Origin of the sequence: Streptomyces sp. NPDC014995 (assembly GCF_043080745.1) — a bacterium.
Lineage (GTDB): Bacteria > Actinomycetota > Actinomycetes > Streptomycetales > Streptomycetaceae > Streptomyces.
Genome location: NZ_JBIBVX010000012.1, coordinates 37,315 through 53,045, shown reverse-complemented (window position 1 = coordinate 53,045; position 15,731 = coordinate 37,315). Strand labels below are relative to the sequence as shown.

At 73.3% G+C, this 15,731-nt stretch carries 12 protein-coding genes; 8 read left to right on the top strand and 4 right to left on the bottom strand.

Annotated elements, in window-relative coordinates:
- Position 1: 1 nt before the first annotated feature.
- A complete protein-coding gene (locus ACF1A1_RS23705; protein ID WP_392002474.1) occupies positions 2 to 1,150 on the bottom strand; it encodes a lipid-transfer protein in 1,149 nt (382 codons plus the stop codon).
- Between the two features lie 97 nt (positions 1,151 to 1,247).
- Here ACF1A1_RS23705 and ACF1A1_RS23700 point away from each other — a divergent pair, with 97 nt between their 5' ends.
- Entirely contained in the window at positions 1,248 to 2,849 is a 1,602-nt protein-coding gene (locus ACF1A1_RS23700; RefSeq protein ID WP_392002472.1) for a FadD3 family acyl-CoA ligase, read from the top strand.
- Positions 2,850 to 2,955: 106 nt separating this feature from the next.
- Here the strand turns inward: ACF1A1_RS23700 and ACF1A1_RS23695 are convergent, their stop codons facing one another.
- Positions 2,956 to 3,150 (bottom strand): hypothetical protein, encoded by a 195-nt coding sequence (locus tag ACF1A1_RS23695; protein ID WP_392002471.1) that lies wholly within the window; start codon positions 3,148 to 3,150, stop codon positions 2,956 to 2,958.
- A gap of 272 nt (positions 3,151 to 3,422) precedes the next feature.
- A complete protein-coding gene (locus ACF1A1_RS23690) occupies positions 3,423 to 6,401 on the bottom strand; it encodes a BTAD domain-containing putative transcriptional regulator (protein WP_392002470.1) in 2,979 nt (992 codons plus the stop codon).
- A gap of 240 nt (positions 6,402 to 6,641) precedes the next feature.
- On the opposite strand from ACF1A1_RS23690, the gene ACF1A1_RS23685 reads away from it, so the two are divergent.
- The 6 genes from ACF1A1_RS23685 to ACF1A1_RS23660 all read left to right on the top strand — a co-directional run bounded on the left by ACF1A1_RS23685 (position 6,642) and on the right by ACF1A1_RS23660 (position 14,232).
- Positions 6,642 to 7,895, top strand: coding sequence for an amidohydrolase family protein (locus tag ACF1A1_RS23685; protein WP_392002468.1), 1,254 nt, complete (start codon positions 6,642 to 6,644; stop codon positions 7,893 to 7,895).
- Between the two features lie 74 nt (positions 7,896 to 7,969).
- Entirely contained in the window at positions 7,970 to 8,896 is a 927-nt protein-coding gene (locus tag ACF1A1_RS23680; RefSeq protein ID WP_392002881.1) for an LLM class F420-dependent oxidoreductase, read from the top strand.
- A gap of 8 nt (positions 8,897 to 8,904) precedes the next feature.
- The gene (locus ACF1A1_RS23675; RefSeq protein WP_392002466.1) at positions 8,905 to 9,675 is read left to right on the top strand and encodes an SDR family NAD(P)-dependent oxidoreductase; all 771 of its coding nucleotides are present in this window, start codon (positions 8,905 to 8,907) and stop codon (positions 9,673 to 9,675) included.
- Between the two features lie 98 nt (positions 9,676 to 9,773).
- The gene (locus tag ACF1A1_RS23670) at positions 9,774 to 10,892 is read left to right on the top strand and encodes an LLM class flavin-dependent oxidoreductase (protein WP_392002464.1); all 1,119 of its coding nucleotides are present in this window, start codon (positions 9,774 to 9,776) and stop codon (positions 10,890 to 10,892) included.
- Between the two features lie 122 nt (positions 10,893 to 11,014).
- Positions 11,015 to 12,745, top strand: coding sequence for an amidohydrolase family protein (locus ACF1A1_RS23665; RefSeq protein ID WP_392002463.1), 1,731 nt, complete (start codon positions 11,015 to 11,017; stop codon positions 12,743 to 12,745).
- Positions 12,742 to 14,232 (top strand): aldehyde dehydrogenase family protein, encoded by a 1,491-nt coding sequence (locus tag ACF1A1_RS23660; protein ID WP_392002461.1) that lies wholly within the window; start codon positions 12,742 to 12,744, stop codon positions 14,230 to 14,232. Before ACF1A1_RS23665 ends, ACF1A1_RS23660 begins: the two co-directional genes overlap by 4 nt.
- Before the next feature lie 24 nt (positions 14,233 to 14,256).
- Here ACF1A1_RS23660 and ACF1A1_RS23655 read toward each other — a convergent pair whose 3' ends face one another.
- Positions 14,257 to 14,652 (bottom strand): nitroreductase family deazaflavin-dependent oxidoreductase, encoded by a 396-nt coding sequence (locus tag ACF1A1_RS23655; RefSeq protein ID WP_392002460.1) that lies wholly within the window; start codon positions 14,650 to 14,652, stop codon positions 14,257 to 14,259.
- Positions 14,653 to 14,815: 163 nt separating this feature from the next.
- On the opposite strand from ACF1A1_RS23655, the gene ACF1A1_RS23650 reads away from it, so the two are divergent.
- On the top strand, positions 14,816 to 15,655 hold the full coding sequence (locus ACF1A1_RS23650; RefSeq protein WP_392002459.1) for an endonuclease/exonuclease/phosphatase family protein: 840 nt from the start codon (positions 14,816 to 14,818) through the stop codon (positions 15,653 to 15,655).
- Positions 15,656 to 15,731: the final 76 nt, after the last annotated feature.

Genomic DNA, 15,731 nt, shown 5'->3' with positions numbered 1-15,731 from the left:
CTCAACTCCTCAGCAGCAGGGCGGAGGTCGGGACTCCCTCGCCGGCGGTGACCAGGCAGGTGGCGGCGCCCGGCACCTGGGCCGTGCTCGTCCCGCGCAGCTGCTTCACGCCCTCGTTGATGAGGTTGAAGCCGTGGACGTACGCCTCGCTGAGCCCGCCCCCGCCGGTGTTGAGGGGCAGCCGCCCGCCGGTCTCCAGCGCGCCGCCCTCCGTGAACGCGCCTCCCTCGCCCCGGCCGCAGAAGCCGTACCCCTCCAGGGAGAGGGGGACGAGCGGGGTGAACGCGTCGTAGATCTGGGCGACGTCGACGTCCTGCGGGGTGAAGTCGGCGTGCTTCCACAGGTGCCGGGCGGCGGTCCAGGCGGGGCCGGTGAGCGGGTCGTCGTTCCAGTAGTTGACCATGCCGTGGTGCTGGGCGGGCAGGCCCTGGGCGGCGGAGTGGACGTAGACGGGCCGGTGGCGGCAGTCCCGGGCGCGCTCGCGGCTCACGACGACGCAGGCCAGCGCGCCGTCCGTCTCCAGGCAGTTGTCGTACAGGCAGAGGGGTTCGCTGATCCAGCGGGCGGTCATGTAGGACTCGCGGGTGAGGGGCCGTGCGTACATGACGGCGGCGGGGTTCTGGTTGGCGCGGTTGCGGCAGGCGAGGGCGACGTTGAAGAGGTGGTCCCGGGTGGCGCCGTACTCGTGCATGTAGCGGCGGGCGAGCATGGCGATCTCGTCGACGGGCCGCAGCAGGCCGAAGGGCCGGGTCCACTGGGCCGGGGTGGGCAGCTGCACGGCGGTGTTCGTCCAGGGCCGGGGCCCGCTGCCGCGCTTCCGTGACCGCCAGGCGACCCCCACCGTCGCCTGCCCGGAGGCGATGGCGGAGGCGAGGTGGGCGACGGTGGCGCAGGAGCCGCCGCCCCCGTAGGGGACGCGGCTGAAGAAGGTGAGGTCCCCGAGGCCGACCGCCTTCGCCAGCTCCACCTCGTCCGTCTCCTCCATGGTGTAGGAGGCGAGGGCGTCGACCTCGCCGGGCGCGATGCCGGCGTCGTCGAGCGCGGCGAGGACGGCACGGCAGGCGAGGGTCTTCTCGTCCTCCGGGAGGTGCTTGGCGAAGGGGGTCTGGCCTATGCCGACGACGGCGGTGGCGTCCTTCAGACCGGTCATGCTGGGGCACCTCCACGTACCGCAAGGGGCGGCTGACAGTGCGTCAGGTTACAGCTAATCTGACGGTCAGTCAGCTATCGGGAGTGGGGAGGCCGTCGTGCGCGGTGACGCGGAGTGGGGAACGATCCCCGGACTCGTCCGGTGGGCGGCGAACCGGTACGCGGACGTCGAGGCGGTGGTGGAGGGCCGTACCCGGATCACCTACGGCGAGCTGGGCGCGCGGGTGGAGCGGTCGGCGGCGGCCTGCCTGGCGCACGGGGTGGAGCCGGGCGACCGGGTCGCCGTCTGGGCCCCGAACTCCCTGGACTGGATGGTGGCGGCGCTGGGGGCGGTGTCGGCGGGGGCGGTGCTGGTGCCGCTGAACACCCGCTTCAAGGGCGCGGAGGCGGCGGATGTCCTGGCCCGCAGTGGCGCCCGGCTGCTGTTCGTGACGGGCACGTTCCTGGGGACGTCGTACGTGGCGTCGCTGCGGCGGGCGGCCGGGGAGGGGCCGGGGGAGGGGCCGTTGGGCGGGCTGCCGGCGCTGGAGACGGTGGTGGTCCTGTCCGAGGACGCGCCGCCGGGCTTTCGCACGTGGAAGGACTTCCTGGCCGGCGGGGAGGGCGTGGGAGCGGCTCAGGCGCGGTCGAGGGCGGACGCGGTGACCGGTGACCTGCCCTCGGACATCGTCTTCACCTCGGGCACGACGGGCCGCCCGAAGGGCGCGGTGATCACCCACGCGCAGACGCTGCGGGCGTACGGGATCTGGTCCGGCCTGGCCGGGCTGCGCCGGGGCGACCGCTACCTGATCGTGAACCCCTTCTTCCACACCTTCGGTTACAAGGCGGGCGTCATCGCCTGCCTGATGCGGGGCGCGACGATGATCCCCCAGCCGGTGTTCAACGTGAACACCGTCCTGGCGAACGTGGCGTCGGAACGGGTGTCGGTCCTCCCGGGCCCGCCGACCCTCCACCAGTCGCTGCTGGACCACCCCTCCCGGGACACCTACGACCTCTCGGCGCTGCGGCTGGTGGTGACCGGCGCGGCGGTGGTGCCGCTGCGGCTGGTGGAGCGGCTGCGGGGCGAGCTGGGCGTCTCGACCGTGCTGACGGCGTACGGGCTGTCGGAGGCGAGCGGTGTCGTCACGATGTGCCGCCGGGGGGACGAGCCGTCGGTGATCGCGTCGACGTCGGGGCGCGCGATCCCCGGGACGGAGGTGCGGGTCGTCGACGCCGAGGGGGCGGTACGGGGACCGGGGGTGCCCGGGGAGGTCCTGGTCCGCGGCTTCAACGTCATGCGCGGCTACTACGAGGACCCGGCGGCGACGGCGGAGGTCCTGGGCGAGGACGGCTGGCTCAGGACCGGGGACGTCGGCGTCCTGGACGAGGCCGGCAACCTCCGCATCACCGACCGGGTCAAGGACATGTTCATCGTCGGCGGCTTCAACGCCTACCCGGCGGAGATCGAGCAACTGCTGGGCCTGCACCCGGACGTGGCGGACGTGGCGGTCGTCGGCGTCCCGGACGCGCGGCTGGGCGAGGTCGGCAGGGCGTACGTGGTCCGGCGGCCGGGGGCCGTGGTGACGGGCGACGACCTGATCGCCTGGGCACGCCGGGAGATGGCGAACTACAAGGTGCCGCGGGCGGTGCGCTTCGTGGCGGAACTGCCGCGGAACGCGAGCGGGAAGGTGGTGAAGGGGGAGCTGCGGGGACTGGCGTGACACGTGCGCGGTGTGCGCTCCGCGCCGTGGCGGGTGCGCGGACACACCCCGGCCGCGGCGGCTCCCCTCCGTGCCGCCGCGGCCGGTCCCCCGGTCGGGATGTCGCTCAGGCCGTCTCGTCCGACGCGTGGTTGTCGAGGAGCTTGACCGTGCCACCCGAGGCGTGGTTGTCCATGGTGGTCACCTCGGACTCGGGCTCCGGCCGCTTCTCGGTGGCGGCGGCGAGGACACCCTCCTCGACGACGGAGGCGTGGTTGTCCAACGGCTTGACGACATCGTCGTTCTTCTCGGCCTGGCTCATGGTGTCAACTCCAGCGAAGTACGGGCTAGAACGGATGGAGCACCGCCCGGCGGCTCCCCCGAGGGCCGCCGGGCGGTACTGCCGGGCCGATCACCCTAACGGTGCGGCCTCGTCACGATCCGTCTGCCCCCCGACGCGACGGATCGACTGGGGCAAGCCTGCCGCGTGGCGATAAACGAACGATGAACGGTGCCGGAGCCGGGGCCGGGTCGTGTCGCTCGCGGAGGCCGGCCCCCCGTCAGCCGGGTGAACGACCCCGCGGGTCACTACACCTAGGCCGCCGCTGCGGGCGCCAGCAGCGTACGGACCTCCGTCGCCTCCGAGGATCCCAACCGCTCGTAGATGGACAGGGCTTCCTGCCAGCACGCCCTGGCCCGGTCCGACTGGCCGACGGCGGCGAGTGCCTTGCCCAGGACGGTGAGGACCGTCCCGCGCCGCCATTCCCCGCCGATGCCCCGCAGGGCGATCGCCTGCTCCGCGTGGCCGGCGGCCAGCGTCGGGCGCTGTGCCGCCAGATGGGCCTCGGCGATCCGGAAGTGCGTGACGCCCTCCCACAGCGGCTGGCGGTTGTCGTGGAACAGGGCCAGCGCTTCGGTGAGCTGCTCCAGTGCCTCCGACAGCCGGCCGGCCTGCGTCAGGGCGATGCCGAGTGCGTAGCGGCCGTTGGCCAGCCGCAGGGTCAGGCCCATGCGGTCGTAGATGTCGATGCCCTGCTGGGCGAGTTCGATGGCGCTGGAGGTGCGCCCGGTGGCCAGGTGAATTCGGGACAGGTTGCAGAGCGCGCTCGCCTCGCCGACGTCGTTGCCGTCGGCCCGGAAGTTGTCGATCGCCTGCTGGAGGTAGCGCTCGCCGTCGGCGTGCCGGTTCTCGTAGATGGCGATGATGCCGCGGTCGTTCGGGGCGCAGCAACCGGGCAGGGGATCACGCGCCCGGGCCGCCAGTTCCATGGCCTGCCGGGCCTCGTCGTCGGCCTCCTTGAAGCGGCCCGCGACGACGTGCGCGTGGGTCAGTGCCGTCCGCGCCCGGCCCTCCGCGCGGGCGTCCCGCATGTCACGCGCCGCGTCGCACAGCGTGCGTGCCGCCGCCTCGTACTCCCTGGCGTTGGCGCCCGACTCCGCCAGGTCCTTGCTCGCCCAGAGAAGGTCGACAGCCCTGCGCAGGACGTCACCGCCGACGGACTGGCGTACGCAGGCCAGCAGGCAGTTCGCCTCCGAGTACAGCCAGTCCTGGGCCCGATGACGGTCCTCGAAGCCCAGTCGCGGGTACTCGGTCCCCTCCAGATGGTTCACCAGCCGGTCCCCGGGCCGCTCGATGGCGTAGACCCCCGCCGCGGTGGCCAGGTAGAAGTCCAGCAACCGCGACAACGCCGCCCCCCGCTCGCTCGGCGGCCACTCGTCCCGTTCCGCGCACGCACGCGCGTAGAGCCGGACCAGGTCGTGGAAGCGGTAGCGGCCGGGCGCCGCCGACTCCAGCAGCGACGTGTCCACCAGCGACTCCAGCAGGTCCTCCGTCTCCTCCACCGGAAGGTCCAGCACCGCCGCGGCCGCCGCCAGGGAGATGTCCGGTCCGTCCGCCAGGCCCAGCAGGCGGAACGCCCGGGCCTGGGCCGGCTCCAGCTGGCCGTAGCCCAGCTCGAACGTCGCCTTCACGGCCAGGTCCCCGGCCTGGAGTTCGTCCAGCCGGCGCCGTTCGTCCGCCAGCTTCGCCGCGAGCACCGACACCGTCCAGGTGCGGCGGGCGGCCAGGCGGGACGCGGCGATACGGATCGCCAGCGGGAGGAAGCCGCAGGCCGCGACGACGTCCAGCGCGGCCTCCCGCTCGGCGGCCACCCGCTCCTGCCCCACGATCTTCGTGAACAGGGCCAGCGCCTCGTCGGGGGACATGACGTCCAGGTCGACCAGATGGGCCCCGGCCAGGTCCACCATCCGCACCCGGGAGGTGACCAGCGCCGCGCACCCTGCCGTGCCGGGCAGCAGCGGACGTATCTGGGCCGCGTCCCTGGCGTTGTCCAGCAGGAGCAGGACGCGCCGGCCGTCGAGGACCGAGCGGTAGAGCGCCGCCCGTTCCTCCAGGGAGTCCGGGATCGCCGAGTCCGCCGTGCCCAGGGCCCGCAGGAAGGAGCCGAGGACCGTCTCCGGTTCGGCGGCCCTCCCGCCCGCGCCCTGGAGGTCGACGTACAACTGCCCGTCGGGGAAGGCCGAGCGTGCCCGGTGGGCCACGTGCACCGCCAGCGTCGTCTTGCCCACGCCCCCGATGCCCGCCAGCGCGGACACCGCCATCACCCGGCCGCTCCCGGCCCCTTCGGGACCGGACGCGCCCGCCAGCACCTCGCTCAGTTCGGCCACGAAGGACGACCTGCCGGTGAAGTCGGGGACGGTCGCCGGCAGTTGCGCCGGGCGCACCGGTGCCGACGTCGGCTCGGCCGCCGGGGCGGACGGCTCCGCGAGGTCCGGGTCGGCCTGGAGGATACGGCGCTGGAGCTCGCGCAGGGCGGGCTGCGGGTCGACGCCGAGCTCCTCCGCCAGCAGCCGCCGGGTGTCCGCGTACACCGCGAGGGCCTCCGCCTGCCGGCCGCTGCGGTAGAGCGCCAGCATCAGCAGCTCACGGAAGCGTTCGCGCAGGGGGTGCGCCGCCGTGAGCGCCGTCAGTTCGGAGACCGCCTCCGCGTGGCAGCCCTGCTCCAGGTCCATGTCCAGCCGGGATTCGAGGAGTTGCAGCCGCCACTCCTCCAGGCGGACCCGCTGCGCCTCCGCGTACGGGCCCGGCACCCCGGCCAGCGCCTCGCCGTTCCACAGTGCCAGCGCCCGGTTCAGCACCTCCCGCGCGTGGCACAGGTCCCCGGCCCCGCGCGCCTTCTCCGCCTCCGTCGCCAGTTCCTGCGCCACCGCCAGGTCCAGGGCGCCTTCGCCGAGCCCGCGCACCGCGTACCCGCCCGACTCGCTCACCAGGACGCCGGGGTCCAGCACCTTCCGCAGCCGCGACGCGTACGTCCGCACCGCCGCCAGCGCCTGCGAGGGCGGCTCCTCGCCCCACAGCGCGTCGATCAGCTCGGCCGCCGTCGCCGTCCGGCCCTCGCGCAGCAACAGGGCGGCCAGGAGGGCACGTTGCTGGGGAGAACCGGTGGCCAGCGACTCCTCGCCGCGCCAGGCGCGCACCGGGCCGAGCACGTCGAAGCGCAACATCGCCGGCTCCGCCGAGGAGGAGGAGCCGGGACGCCTCTGCTCCGGCACGCGCGGTACACGGTCGTCCATGGGGGTCTCCCTAGGCATTCCGAACAACCAGGTCAGTTTGCCCTGTCCATGCCGGAACCGTCAGCCGTGAGAGACGCCGATCACAAGCCGGCTCTCGGGAGTCCACACACCCGCCACACGCTCTTCGCACACGTTCGCCCACACCCGCCCACCGGACACCGCGCACAGGCCGCGCGGAGGTCGCCCGGCCACCGTGCAGCGGTAGCTGACGGACCGTCAGATCAGCGCTACCGTGCCCCCATGGAGACCACGGACATCCACCCCGCCACCCCGTTGCCGCAGATCATCTCCGTCGACGACCACACCGTCGAACCCCCCACCGTCTGGCAGGACCGCCTGCCGAAGAAGTACCTCGACACCGGCCCCCGCGTCGTCCGCGCCCCGCTGAAGGAGATGACCTTCCTCGGCGGCCGCTTCAAGCCCGTCATGGGCACGCCGGGCAGCGACGACGGCCCCGTCGGCGACTGGTGGGTCTACGAGGACCTCCACCGCCCCCTCACCCGGCTCGACACCGCCGTCGGCTACGACCGGGACGAGATCAGGCTGGAGGTCATCACCTACGAGCAGATGCGCAAGGGCTCCTACGACGTCCCCGCCCGCCTCGCCGACATGGACGTCAACCACGTCCAGTCCGCCGTCTGCTTCCCCACCTTCCCCCGCTTCTGCGGCCAGACCTTCACCGAGGCCGCCGACCGCGAACTCGGCCTCCTCTGCGTCCGCGCCTACAACGACTGGATGGTGGAGGAGTGGTGCGGCCCCGAGGCCCACGGCCGTCTCGTGCCCCTCACCCTCATCCCCCTGTGGGACGCCGAACTGGCGGCCGGGGAAGTGCGGCGGAACGCGGAACGCGGCGTGCGCGCCGTCGCCTTCTCCGAGATCCCCCCGTACCTCGGCCTGCCCTCCGTGCACACCGACGACTGGGACCCCTTCCTCGCCGCCTGCGACGAGACCGGCACCGTCATCGCCATGCACATCGGCTCCAGCAGCCGTATGCCGTCCACCTCCGCCGACGCCCCGCCCGCCGTCGGCTCCACCATCACCTTCGCCAACTGCTGCTTCTCGATGGTCGACTGGCTGCTGAGCGGCAAGTTCGAGCGCTTCCCGAACCTCAAGGTGATGTACGCGGAGGGCCAGATCGGCTGGATCCCGTACATCCTGGAACGCGCCGACGTCGTCTGGGAGGAGAACCGCGGCTGGGGCGGGGTCGCCGACAAGGTCCACCGCCCGCCGTCGGAGCTGTTCGCCGAGCACGTCTACGGCTGCTTCTTCGACGACGCCTTCGGACTGCGCAACCTCGACTCCATAGGCGCCGGCAACGTCCTGTACGAGACCGACTACCCCCACTCCGACTCCACCTGGCCGAAGTCCAAGGAGGTCGGAGAGGCGCAGATGGGCCACCTGGACGCCGACGTCGTCGAGCGGATCGTCCGAGGCAACGCCATCGACCTGCTGGGCCTCACGAAGGAGGGCCTGTGGCCCGGTGGGAGGCGGTGACCGGCTCGCACGACGGCCCGACCGCCCCGGAGAGCGGCCTGACGACCGCCCCGGAGAACGGCCGGGCGGGCGGCCTGGAGTACGGCATCCAGCTCCCCGTCCAGTCCCGGTCCGCCCTCTACGCCGAGCCCTGGGAGGCCGACGCCGGCCCCGCCGACCTCGTCGCCGTGGCCCGCGCCGCCGACCGGGCCGGCTTCGCCTACGTCGCCTGCTGCGACCACGTCGCCGTCCCGCGCCGCCTGGCCGACGCCATGGGCACCGTCTGGTACGACCCCGTCGCCACCCTCGCCCACCTCGCCGCCGTCACCGAACGCGTCCGCCTGCTCAGTCACGTCGCCGTCGTCGGCCTGCGCCATCCCCTCCTCACCGCCAAGCAGTACGCGACCCTCGACCACCTCAGCGGCGGCCGGCTGGTCCTCGGCGTCGGCGCCGGGCACGTCCCCGAGGAGTTCGAGGCCCTCGGCGTCGACTTCGCCCAGCGCGGCAGTGTCCTCGACGAGACGATCGACGCCCTCCGCGCCGCCCTCGGGCCGCAGGAGTTCCCCTCCCACCACGGGAAGCGGTACGACTTCGAGGACCTCGGCCAGCGGCCCCGCCCCGCCCAGGCCCACGTCCCCCTCTGGGTCGGCGGGTCGTCCCCCGCCGCCGTCCGCCGGGCCGCCCTCAAGGGCGACGGCTGGCTGCCGCAGGGGGACCCGAGGGAGCGCCTGCCCGCGCGGATCGACCGGATCCGGCGCCTGCGCGAGGAGGCCGGCCGCGACACCCCCTTCACCGTCGGCGCCATCACCGAGCCCCTCCACGTCGGCGACCCCGCCTGGGACGTCGGCCGCCGCACCCTCAGCGGGCCCCCGGAGCGGCTGGCCGACTCCCTCCGCGCCTACCGCGCGATGGGCGTCGACCAGATCCAGGTCCGCTTCCGCTGCCGCGGCCGCACCGAACTCACCGACCAGATCGACGCGTTCGGGGCCGAGGTCGCCCCGCACCTGAGGGACACCCACTGAGGAGAGCCATGGGCAAGCTGGACGACCGGGTCGTCATCGTCACCGGCGCCGCACGCGGGCAGGGCGAGCAGGAGGCGCGGCTCTTCGCCGCGGAGGGGGCGCGGGTCGTCGTCGCCGACGTCCTCGACGAGCAGGGGCGGGCCCTCGCCGAGGACATCGGCGCGCTCTACGTCCACCTCGACGTCCGCGAGGAGGACGGCTGGCGGCAGGCGACGGAGGCGGCGCAGCGGGCGTACGGCCGCGTCGACGGCCTGGTCAACAACGCCGGCATCCTGCGCTTCAACTCCCTCACCGACACGCCTCTCGACGAGTTCATGGAGGTCGTACGGGTCAACCAGGTCGGCTGCTTCCTCGGCGTGCGGACGGTGGCGCCGGTGATGGCCGACGGGGGCACGATCGTGAACACGGCGTCGTACACCGGCCTGACCGGGATGGCGGCGGTGGGCGCGTACGCGGCGACCAAGCACGCGATCCTCGGGCTCACCCGGGTCGCCGCCCTGGAGCTGGCGCCGCGCGGCATCCGGGTCAACGCGATGTGCCCCGGCGCCATCGACACCGCGATGTCCAATCCGGCCGTCCTGGACCCGGCGGGGGACGCCGAGGAGACCGCGAAGGCCCTGGACGGGCTGTACCGCAAGCTCGTGCCGCTGGGCCGGATCGGCCGCCCGGAGGAGGTGGCCCGGCTGGCGCTGTTCCTCACCTGCGACGACTCCTCCTACATCACCGGGCAGCCGTTCGTGATCGACGGGGGATGGCTGGCCGGGGTGAGCGTCATCTGACGCCTAGTCAGCTATTGACGGTCCACGCGGCCGGTGCCACAGTCGGCGGCAAGCCAATCTGACGATGCGTCAGAAATAACTGGGGACGGTGAACCTCCTTGGAATTCGGGCTCTTTGTACAGGGATACGTCGGCAAGCGCGCCGAGACCGACCCGCTCGCCGAGCACAAGGCGCTGATGGAGGAGACCGAGTACGTCATCCAGGCGGACCGCTCCGGCTTCAAGTACGCCTGGGCCTCCGAGCACCACTTCCTCGAGGAGTACTCCCACCTCTCCGCCAACGACGTCTTCCTCGGCTACCTCGCCCACGCGACGCGGCGCATCCACCTCGGCTCCGGGATCTTCAACCCGCTCGCCCAGGTCAACCACCCCGTCAAGGTCGCCGAGAAGGTCGCCATGCTCGACCACCTCAGCGGCAACCGCTTCGAGTTCGGCAGCGGACGCGGCGCGGGCAGCCACGAGATCCTCGGCTTCCTCCCCGGCATCACCGACATGAACCACACCAAGGAGATCTGGGAGGAGACCATCGCGGAGTTCCCCAAGATGTGGCTCCAGGACGAGTACGAGGGCTTCCAGGGCAAGCACTGGCAGCTCCCGCCGAGGAAGGTGCTGCCCAAGCCGTACGGAAAGTCCCACCCCGCGATGTGGTACGCGGCCGGGTCGCCGCCGTCGTACGCGATGGCCGCGCGCAAGGGGCTCGGAGTGCTCGGCTTCAGCATCCAGAAGGTGTCCGACATGGAGTGGGTGCTCGAGCAGTACAAGACGGCCGTCGTGAACGCCGAGCCCGTCGGGGACTTCGTCAACGACAACGTGATGGTGACGACGACCGCGATCTGCGCGCCCACGCACGACGAGGCGATCGAGATCGCCGTGAACGGCGGGCTGCACTACCTGCCGTCGCTGGTCTTCCGCTACCACGACACCTTCCCGCGCCCCGAGGGCTTCCCCGCCTGGCCGGAGACACTGCCCGAGTACACCGCCGAGTTCGTCGAACTCCTCGTCGAGGAGGAGCTGCTGATCTGCGGCGACCCGGACGAGGTGCTGCGCCAGTGCAAGCGGTGGGAGCAGGCGGGCGCGGACCAGCTGAGCTTCGGGCTGCCGGTGGGGGTGCCGAAGGAGGAGACGTTGCAGACGATCCGGCTGATCGGGGAGCACGTGATCCCGAAGATCGACACGGACCCCGTCCACCGGACGACGCGGTTCCGCCAAGGGGCCTGATCACCGTCGCGGGGTGCGGGCCGTCCGGGGCCGGACGCGCCCACGCGGCGCGGCCGCAGGCCGGTACCGCCCCGCGCCCCTGACGCACGTCCACCGCGCCGGAGTTCAAGGAGGCAAGGTCCATGCTCGATCACGTCATCAAAGGCGCGACCGTCGTCGACGGCACCGGCGCGCCCGCCCGCACCGCCGACGTCGGCATACGGGACGGCCGGATCGCCGCCGTGGGCAGGGTCGCCGAGGCCGCCCGTACCCGGGAGGACGCCTCCGGGCTGGTCCTCGCCCCCGGCTTCGTCGACCCGCACACGCACTACGACGCCCAGCTCTTCTGGGACCCGTACGCGACCCCGTCCCTCAACCACGGCGTGACCACGGTCGCCGCCGGCAACTGCGGCTTCACCCTCGCGCCGCTCAACCCCGACCGCCCCGAGGACGCCGACTACACGCGCCGCATGATGTCCAAGGTGGAGGGCATGTCCCTGGTCGCCCTGGAGGAGGGGGCGCCCTGGAACTGGCACTCCTTCGGCGAGTACCTGGACGCCCTGGAGGGCCGGATCGCCGTCAACGCGGGCTTCATGGTGGGGCACTGCGCGCTGCGGCGGTACGTGATGGGCCCGGAGGCGGTCGGCGGGCAGCCGAGCGAGGAGCAGCTCGCGCGGATCGTCCGGCTGCTGCACGAGGCGATGGACGCGGGCGCCTGGGGCTTCTCCACCACCCAGTCCTCCACCCACTCCGACGGCGACGGGCAGCCGGTCGCCTCCCGGCACGCGCGGCCGGCCGAACTGCTGGCCCTGTCACAGGCCGTCGGCGAGCACGAGGGCACCCAGATCGAGGCGATCGTCGCGGGCTGCCTGGACCAGTTCAGCGACGCCGAGACCGACCTGTTCGTGGAGATGAGCGCGACCGCCGGCCGCCCCCTGAACTGGAACGTCCTCACCGTCGACGCGGCCGTCCCCGAGCGCGTCCCGCGCCAGCTCGCGGCGAGCGAGCGGGCCAGGAAGGCGGGCGGCCGGGTGGTGGCCCTGACGATGCCCATCCTGACCCCGATGAACATGTCCCTGGGCACCTTCTGCGCCCTCAACCTGATCCCCGGCTGGGGCGACATCCTCGGCCTGCCGGTGCCCGAGCGGATCGCCAGGCTCCGCGACCCCGCCGTACGGGCGGAGATGCTGCGCCGGGCCGGCTCCCGGGAGGCGGGCGTCTTCCGGCGGCTGACGAACTTCGGGCGGTACGTCATCGGCGACACGTACAGCGCGGCGAACCGCGGCCTGACCGGCCGGGTGGTGAAGGACATCGCGGCGGAACGCGGCCAGGACCCCTTCGCCTGCCTCGTCGACGTCTGCGCGGCCGACGACCTGCGGACGGTCCTGTGGCCCATGCCGACGGACAACGACCCGGCGTCCTGGGCGCTCAGGGCGGAGACCTGGCGGCACGAGGACGTGCTGCTGGGCGGCTCCGACGCCGGCGCCCACCTGGACCGCATGTGCGGGGCCCCGTACACCACCCGGTTCCTCGGCGACTGTCTGCGCGGCCGGAAGCTGGTCGGCCTGGAGCAGGCGGTGAAGATGCTGACGGACGACCCGGCGCGGCTGTTCGGCCTGGGCGGGCGGGGCCGGATCGCGGAGGGCTTCCACGCGGACCTGGTCCTCTTCGACCCGGAACGGATCGACGCGGGCCGGGCCACCCTGGTCCACGACCTGCCCGGCGACAGTCCGCGCCTGGACTCCCGGGCGATCGGCGTGCGGGCGGTGTGGGTCAACGGCGTCGCGGCCATCCGGAACGACGTGGTGACGGGCGAGGTGCCCGGCCGTGTGCTGCGCTCGGGCCGGGACACGCGGACGGTGGCCACGAAGTGACGGACAAGACCGACGGGACCGGCGGGACCGGTGTGAGCGAGGGGCAGCGGCTCTTCGTGGCCGGCGAGTGGGTCGACCCGGCCGCCGGCCACTACCCGGTGACCGACCCGGCGACCGAGGAGACCGTCGGGTGGGCGCCGGAAGCCTCGAGGGAGCAGGTGCTCGCGGCCTGCGCCGCGGCCCGCGAGGCCTTCGGCCCGTGGTCGCGTACGGCGCCGGAGGAGCGGGCGGCGGTGCTGGCGCGGGCCGCGGACCTCATCCGCGGCCACCTGGTGCCGTACGCCGAACTCGCCCGGGCGGAGACGGGCGCCACGACCGGTACGGCGCGCGGGATGCAGGTGGGGGTGGCGGCGGCCCGCTTCCGCCGGTACGCGCGCGTGGAGCCGGCCGAGTGGGCGATCCCGCCGCAGATCAACGAGGCCGGACCGATGGGCAGGGCGGGGGTGATGGGCGCGCTGGCGGTGCGCCAGCCCGTGGGCGTCGTCACCTGCGTCACCTCCTACAACAACCCGTGGGCGAACACGGCCGGCAAGGTCGCCCCGGCCCTCGCCATGGGCAACACCGTGGTGGTGAAACCGGCCCCGCAGGACCCCCTGTCGGTCTACCGGATGGCGGAGGCGCTGGAGGCGGCGGGCGTGCCGCGCGGGGTGGTGAACGTGGTCTCCGGCCGCTCGGTGGAGGTGGGCGAGACGGCCGTGGCGTCCCCGGACGTCGACATGGTGAGCTTCACCGGCTCCACGGCGGTGGGGCAGCGCATCGCCGAGGTGTGCGGGCGGGGCATGAAACGGCAGCTGATGGAGCTGGGCGGGAAGGGCGCGGCCCTCGTCTTCGACGACGCGGACCTCGGCTCGGCGGTGGCGGGCATCGGCACGACCTTCTCCTTCTACAGCGGCCAGATCTGCACGGCGCCGACACGGGTGCTGGCGCAGCGGGGGGTGTACGAGCGGGTGGTGGAGGGGCTGGCCGCGTACGCCGGCCGGCTGCCGGTGGGGGATCCGAGGGAGCCGGACACGGTCGTGGGTCCGCTGATCTCGGCCGAGCACCGGGACCGGGTGGAGTCGTACGTCGAACTGGGCCGCGAGGAGGGCGCGGTGGTCGTCGCGGGCGGCTCCGGACGCCCGTTGCCGGACCGGGGCTTCTGGGTCGGCCCGACCCTCCTCGCCGACTGCACCAACGCGATGCGGGTGGCCCGGGAGGAGATCTTCGGCCCGGTGGTCGTCGTCATCCCCTTCGAGGAGGAGGACGAGGGGATCGCCCTGGCCAACGACAGCGACTACGGCCTGATCGACTACGTCTGGTCGGGCGATGTGGCGAGGGCCTTCCGGGTGGCCCGGCGCCTGCGCGCCGGAGGCGTCGGCATCAACACCGTCGGCCGCAACATGGAGGCGCCGTTCGGGGGGTTCAAGAGGAGCGGGGTGGGGCGGGACGTCGGGTCGTACGCGCTGCACGCGTACAGCGAGGTGCAGGCGATCGTCTGGCCGGGGTGAGGGGTCCTGAGCGTCGAGGGGGTCCTACGCGTCGAAATCCACCCGCACCGTCAGCAGACTCGTCCCGAACGCCCGCACGCCCGCGCTGTTGAACCGGGGAAGGGAACGCAGCCGGGCGACGGCGTCGTCGTCGGGCAGCAGATGAGCCGTACCCGGGTGCCACCGCCCGCGGATCCGCACCCGCACCCGCGGGTCGGCCTTGATGTTGCGGACGTACTGCGAGCGTTCCCCGAACTCGGAGACGAGCCAGAAGGAGTCCCCGACGCGCCGCCCGCCCAACGGCGTGCGACGCGGCAGACCGGAGACGCGTCCGGTGGTCTCCAGGAGCGTGTGGAACGGCAGACGGCGCGTGAGCGGGTTGGCGACGCGCCGTTGGAAGGCGGTCGCGGCGCGGAAGCGGAGGTCGTCGAGACGGGACATGATCCGTTGTGCCTTCCGATGACGGGTGGCCGGGGACGCGTCCCCCCACCCTGCCACCCGGCGGAGCCCCCGACTACCGAGATCCGCCCCACTCCTTCACCCAACGGGCTCGAACTGTTGCTTCAATGGGGACCTGCACGCGTACGAGGGCGGGTGGCTGCGGATGCGGGTCGTGACCTGGAACCTGTGGTGGCGTTTCGGTCCGTGGCGGGACCGGCAGAAGGCGGTCCTGTCCGTCCTGCGCGATCTCGCCCCCGACGTCGTGGGCCTCCAGGAGGTGTGGTCGGCCGGCGGCGAGAACCAGGCCGAGTGGCTCGCCGGCGAACTCGACCTGCACTGGACCTGGGCCCCGTCCCCCGACCCCGAGCGGTGGCAACGCCGGATCGGCGACCCGTCGGTCGACATCGGCAACGCGGTCCTGAGCCGCTGGCCGGTGACCGAGCAGGAGACGCTGGCGCTGCCCGCGCCGTCCGAACTGGCAGACGGCCGCACGGCCCTCTACGCCCGCCTCGCCGCCCCCGGCCACGACATCCCGTTCTTCACCACCCACCTCACCTCGGCCCTGCACGCCTCCGCGGTGCGCTGCCGCCAGGTCACCGCGCTCGCCGAACTGGTCGCCCGGCACCGGGGCGGCACGGACTTCCCGCCCGTCGTCACCGGCGACTTCAACGCCTTGCCGGACTCCGACGAGATCCGTCTCTTCGGCGGCTACCGGACCGCGCCGGCCGTACCCGGCCAGGTCCTCTACGACGCCTGGGAGTACGCCGACCCGTCCGCCCCCGCCGCCACCTGGACCCCCGACAACCCGTACACGGCCCGCGTGCTGGAGCCCGCCGCCCGCATCGACTACATCCACGTGGGCCCACCGGGCCCGCTCGGCGAGGGCCACGTCCGGCGGATCCGGCGGGCGGGCGACGGCCCCGTGGGCGGGGTGTGGCCGTCGGACCACGCGGCGGTGGTGGCGGACCTGGCCCCGGGCGAGGCGCAGATCACCGTTCCCTGACGGAGGCCAGGAGCGCGGCGAAGGCGGCGGGGGCGTCGAGAGGCGGGAAGCTGCTGTGGGCGGACTGCGGGGGCGG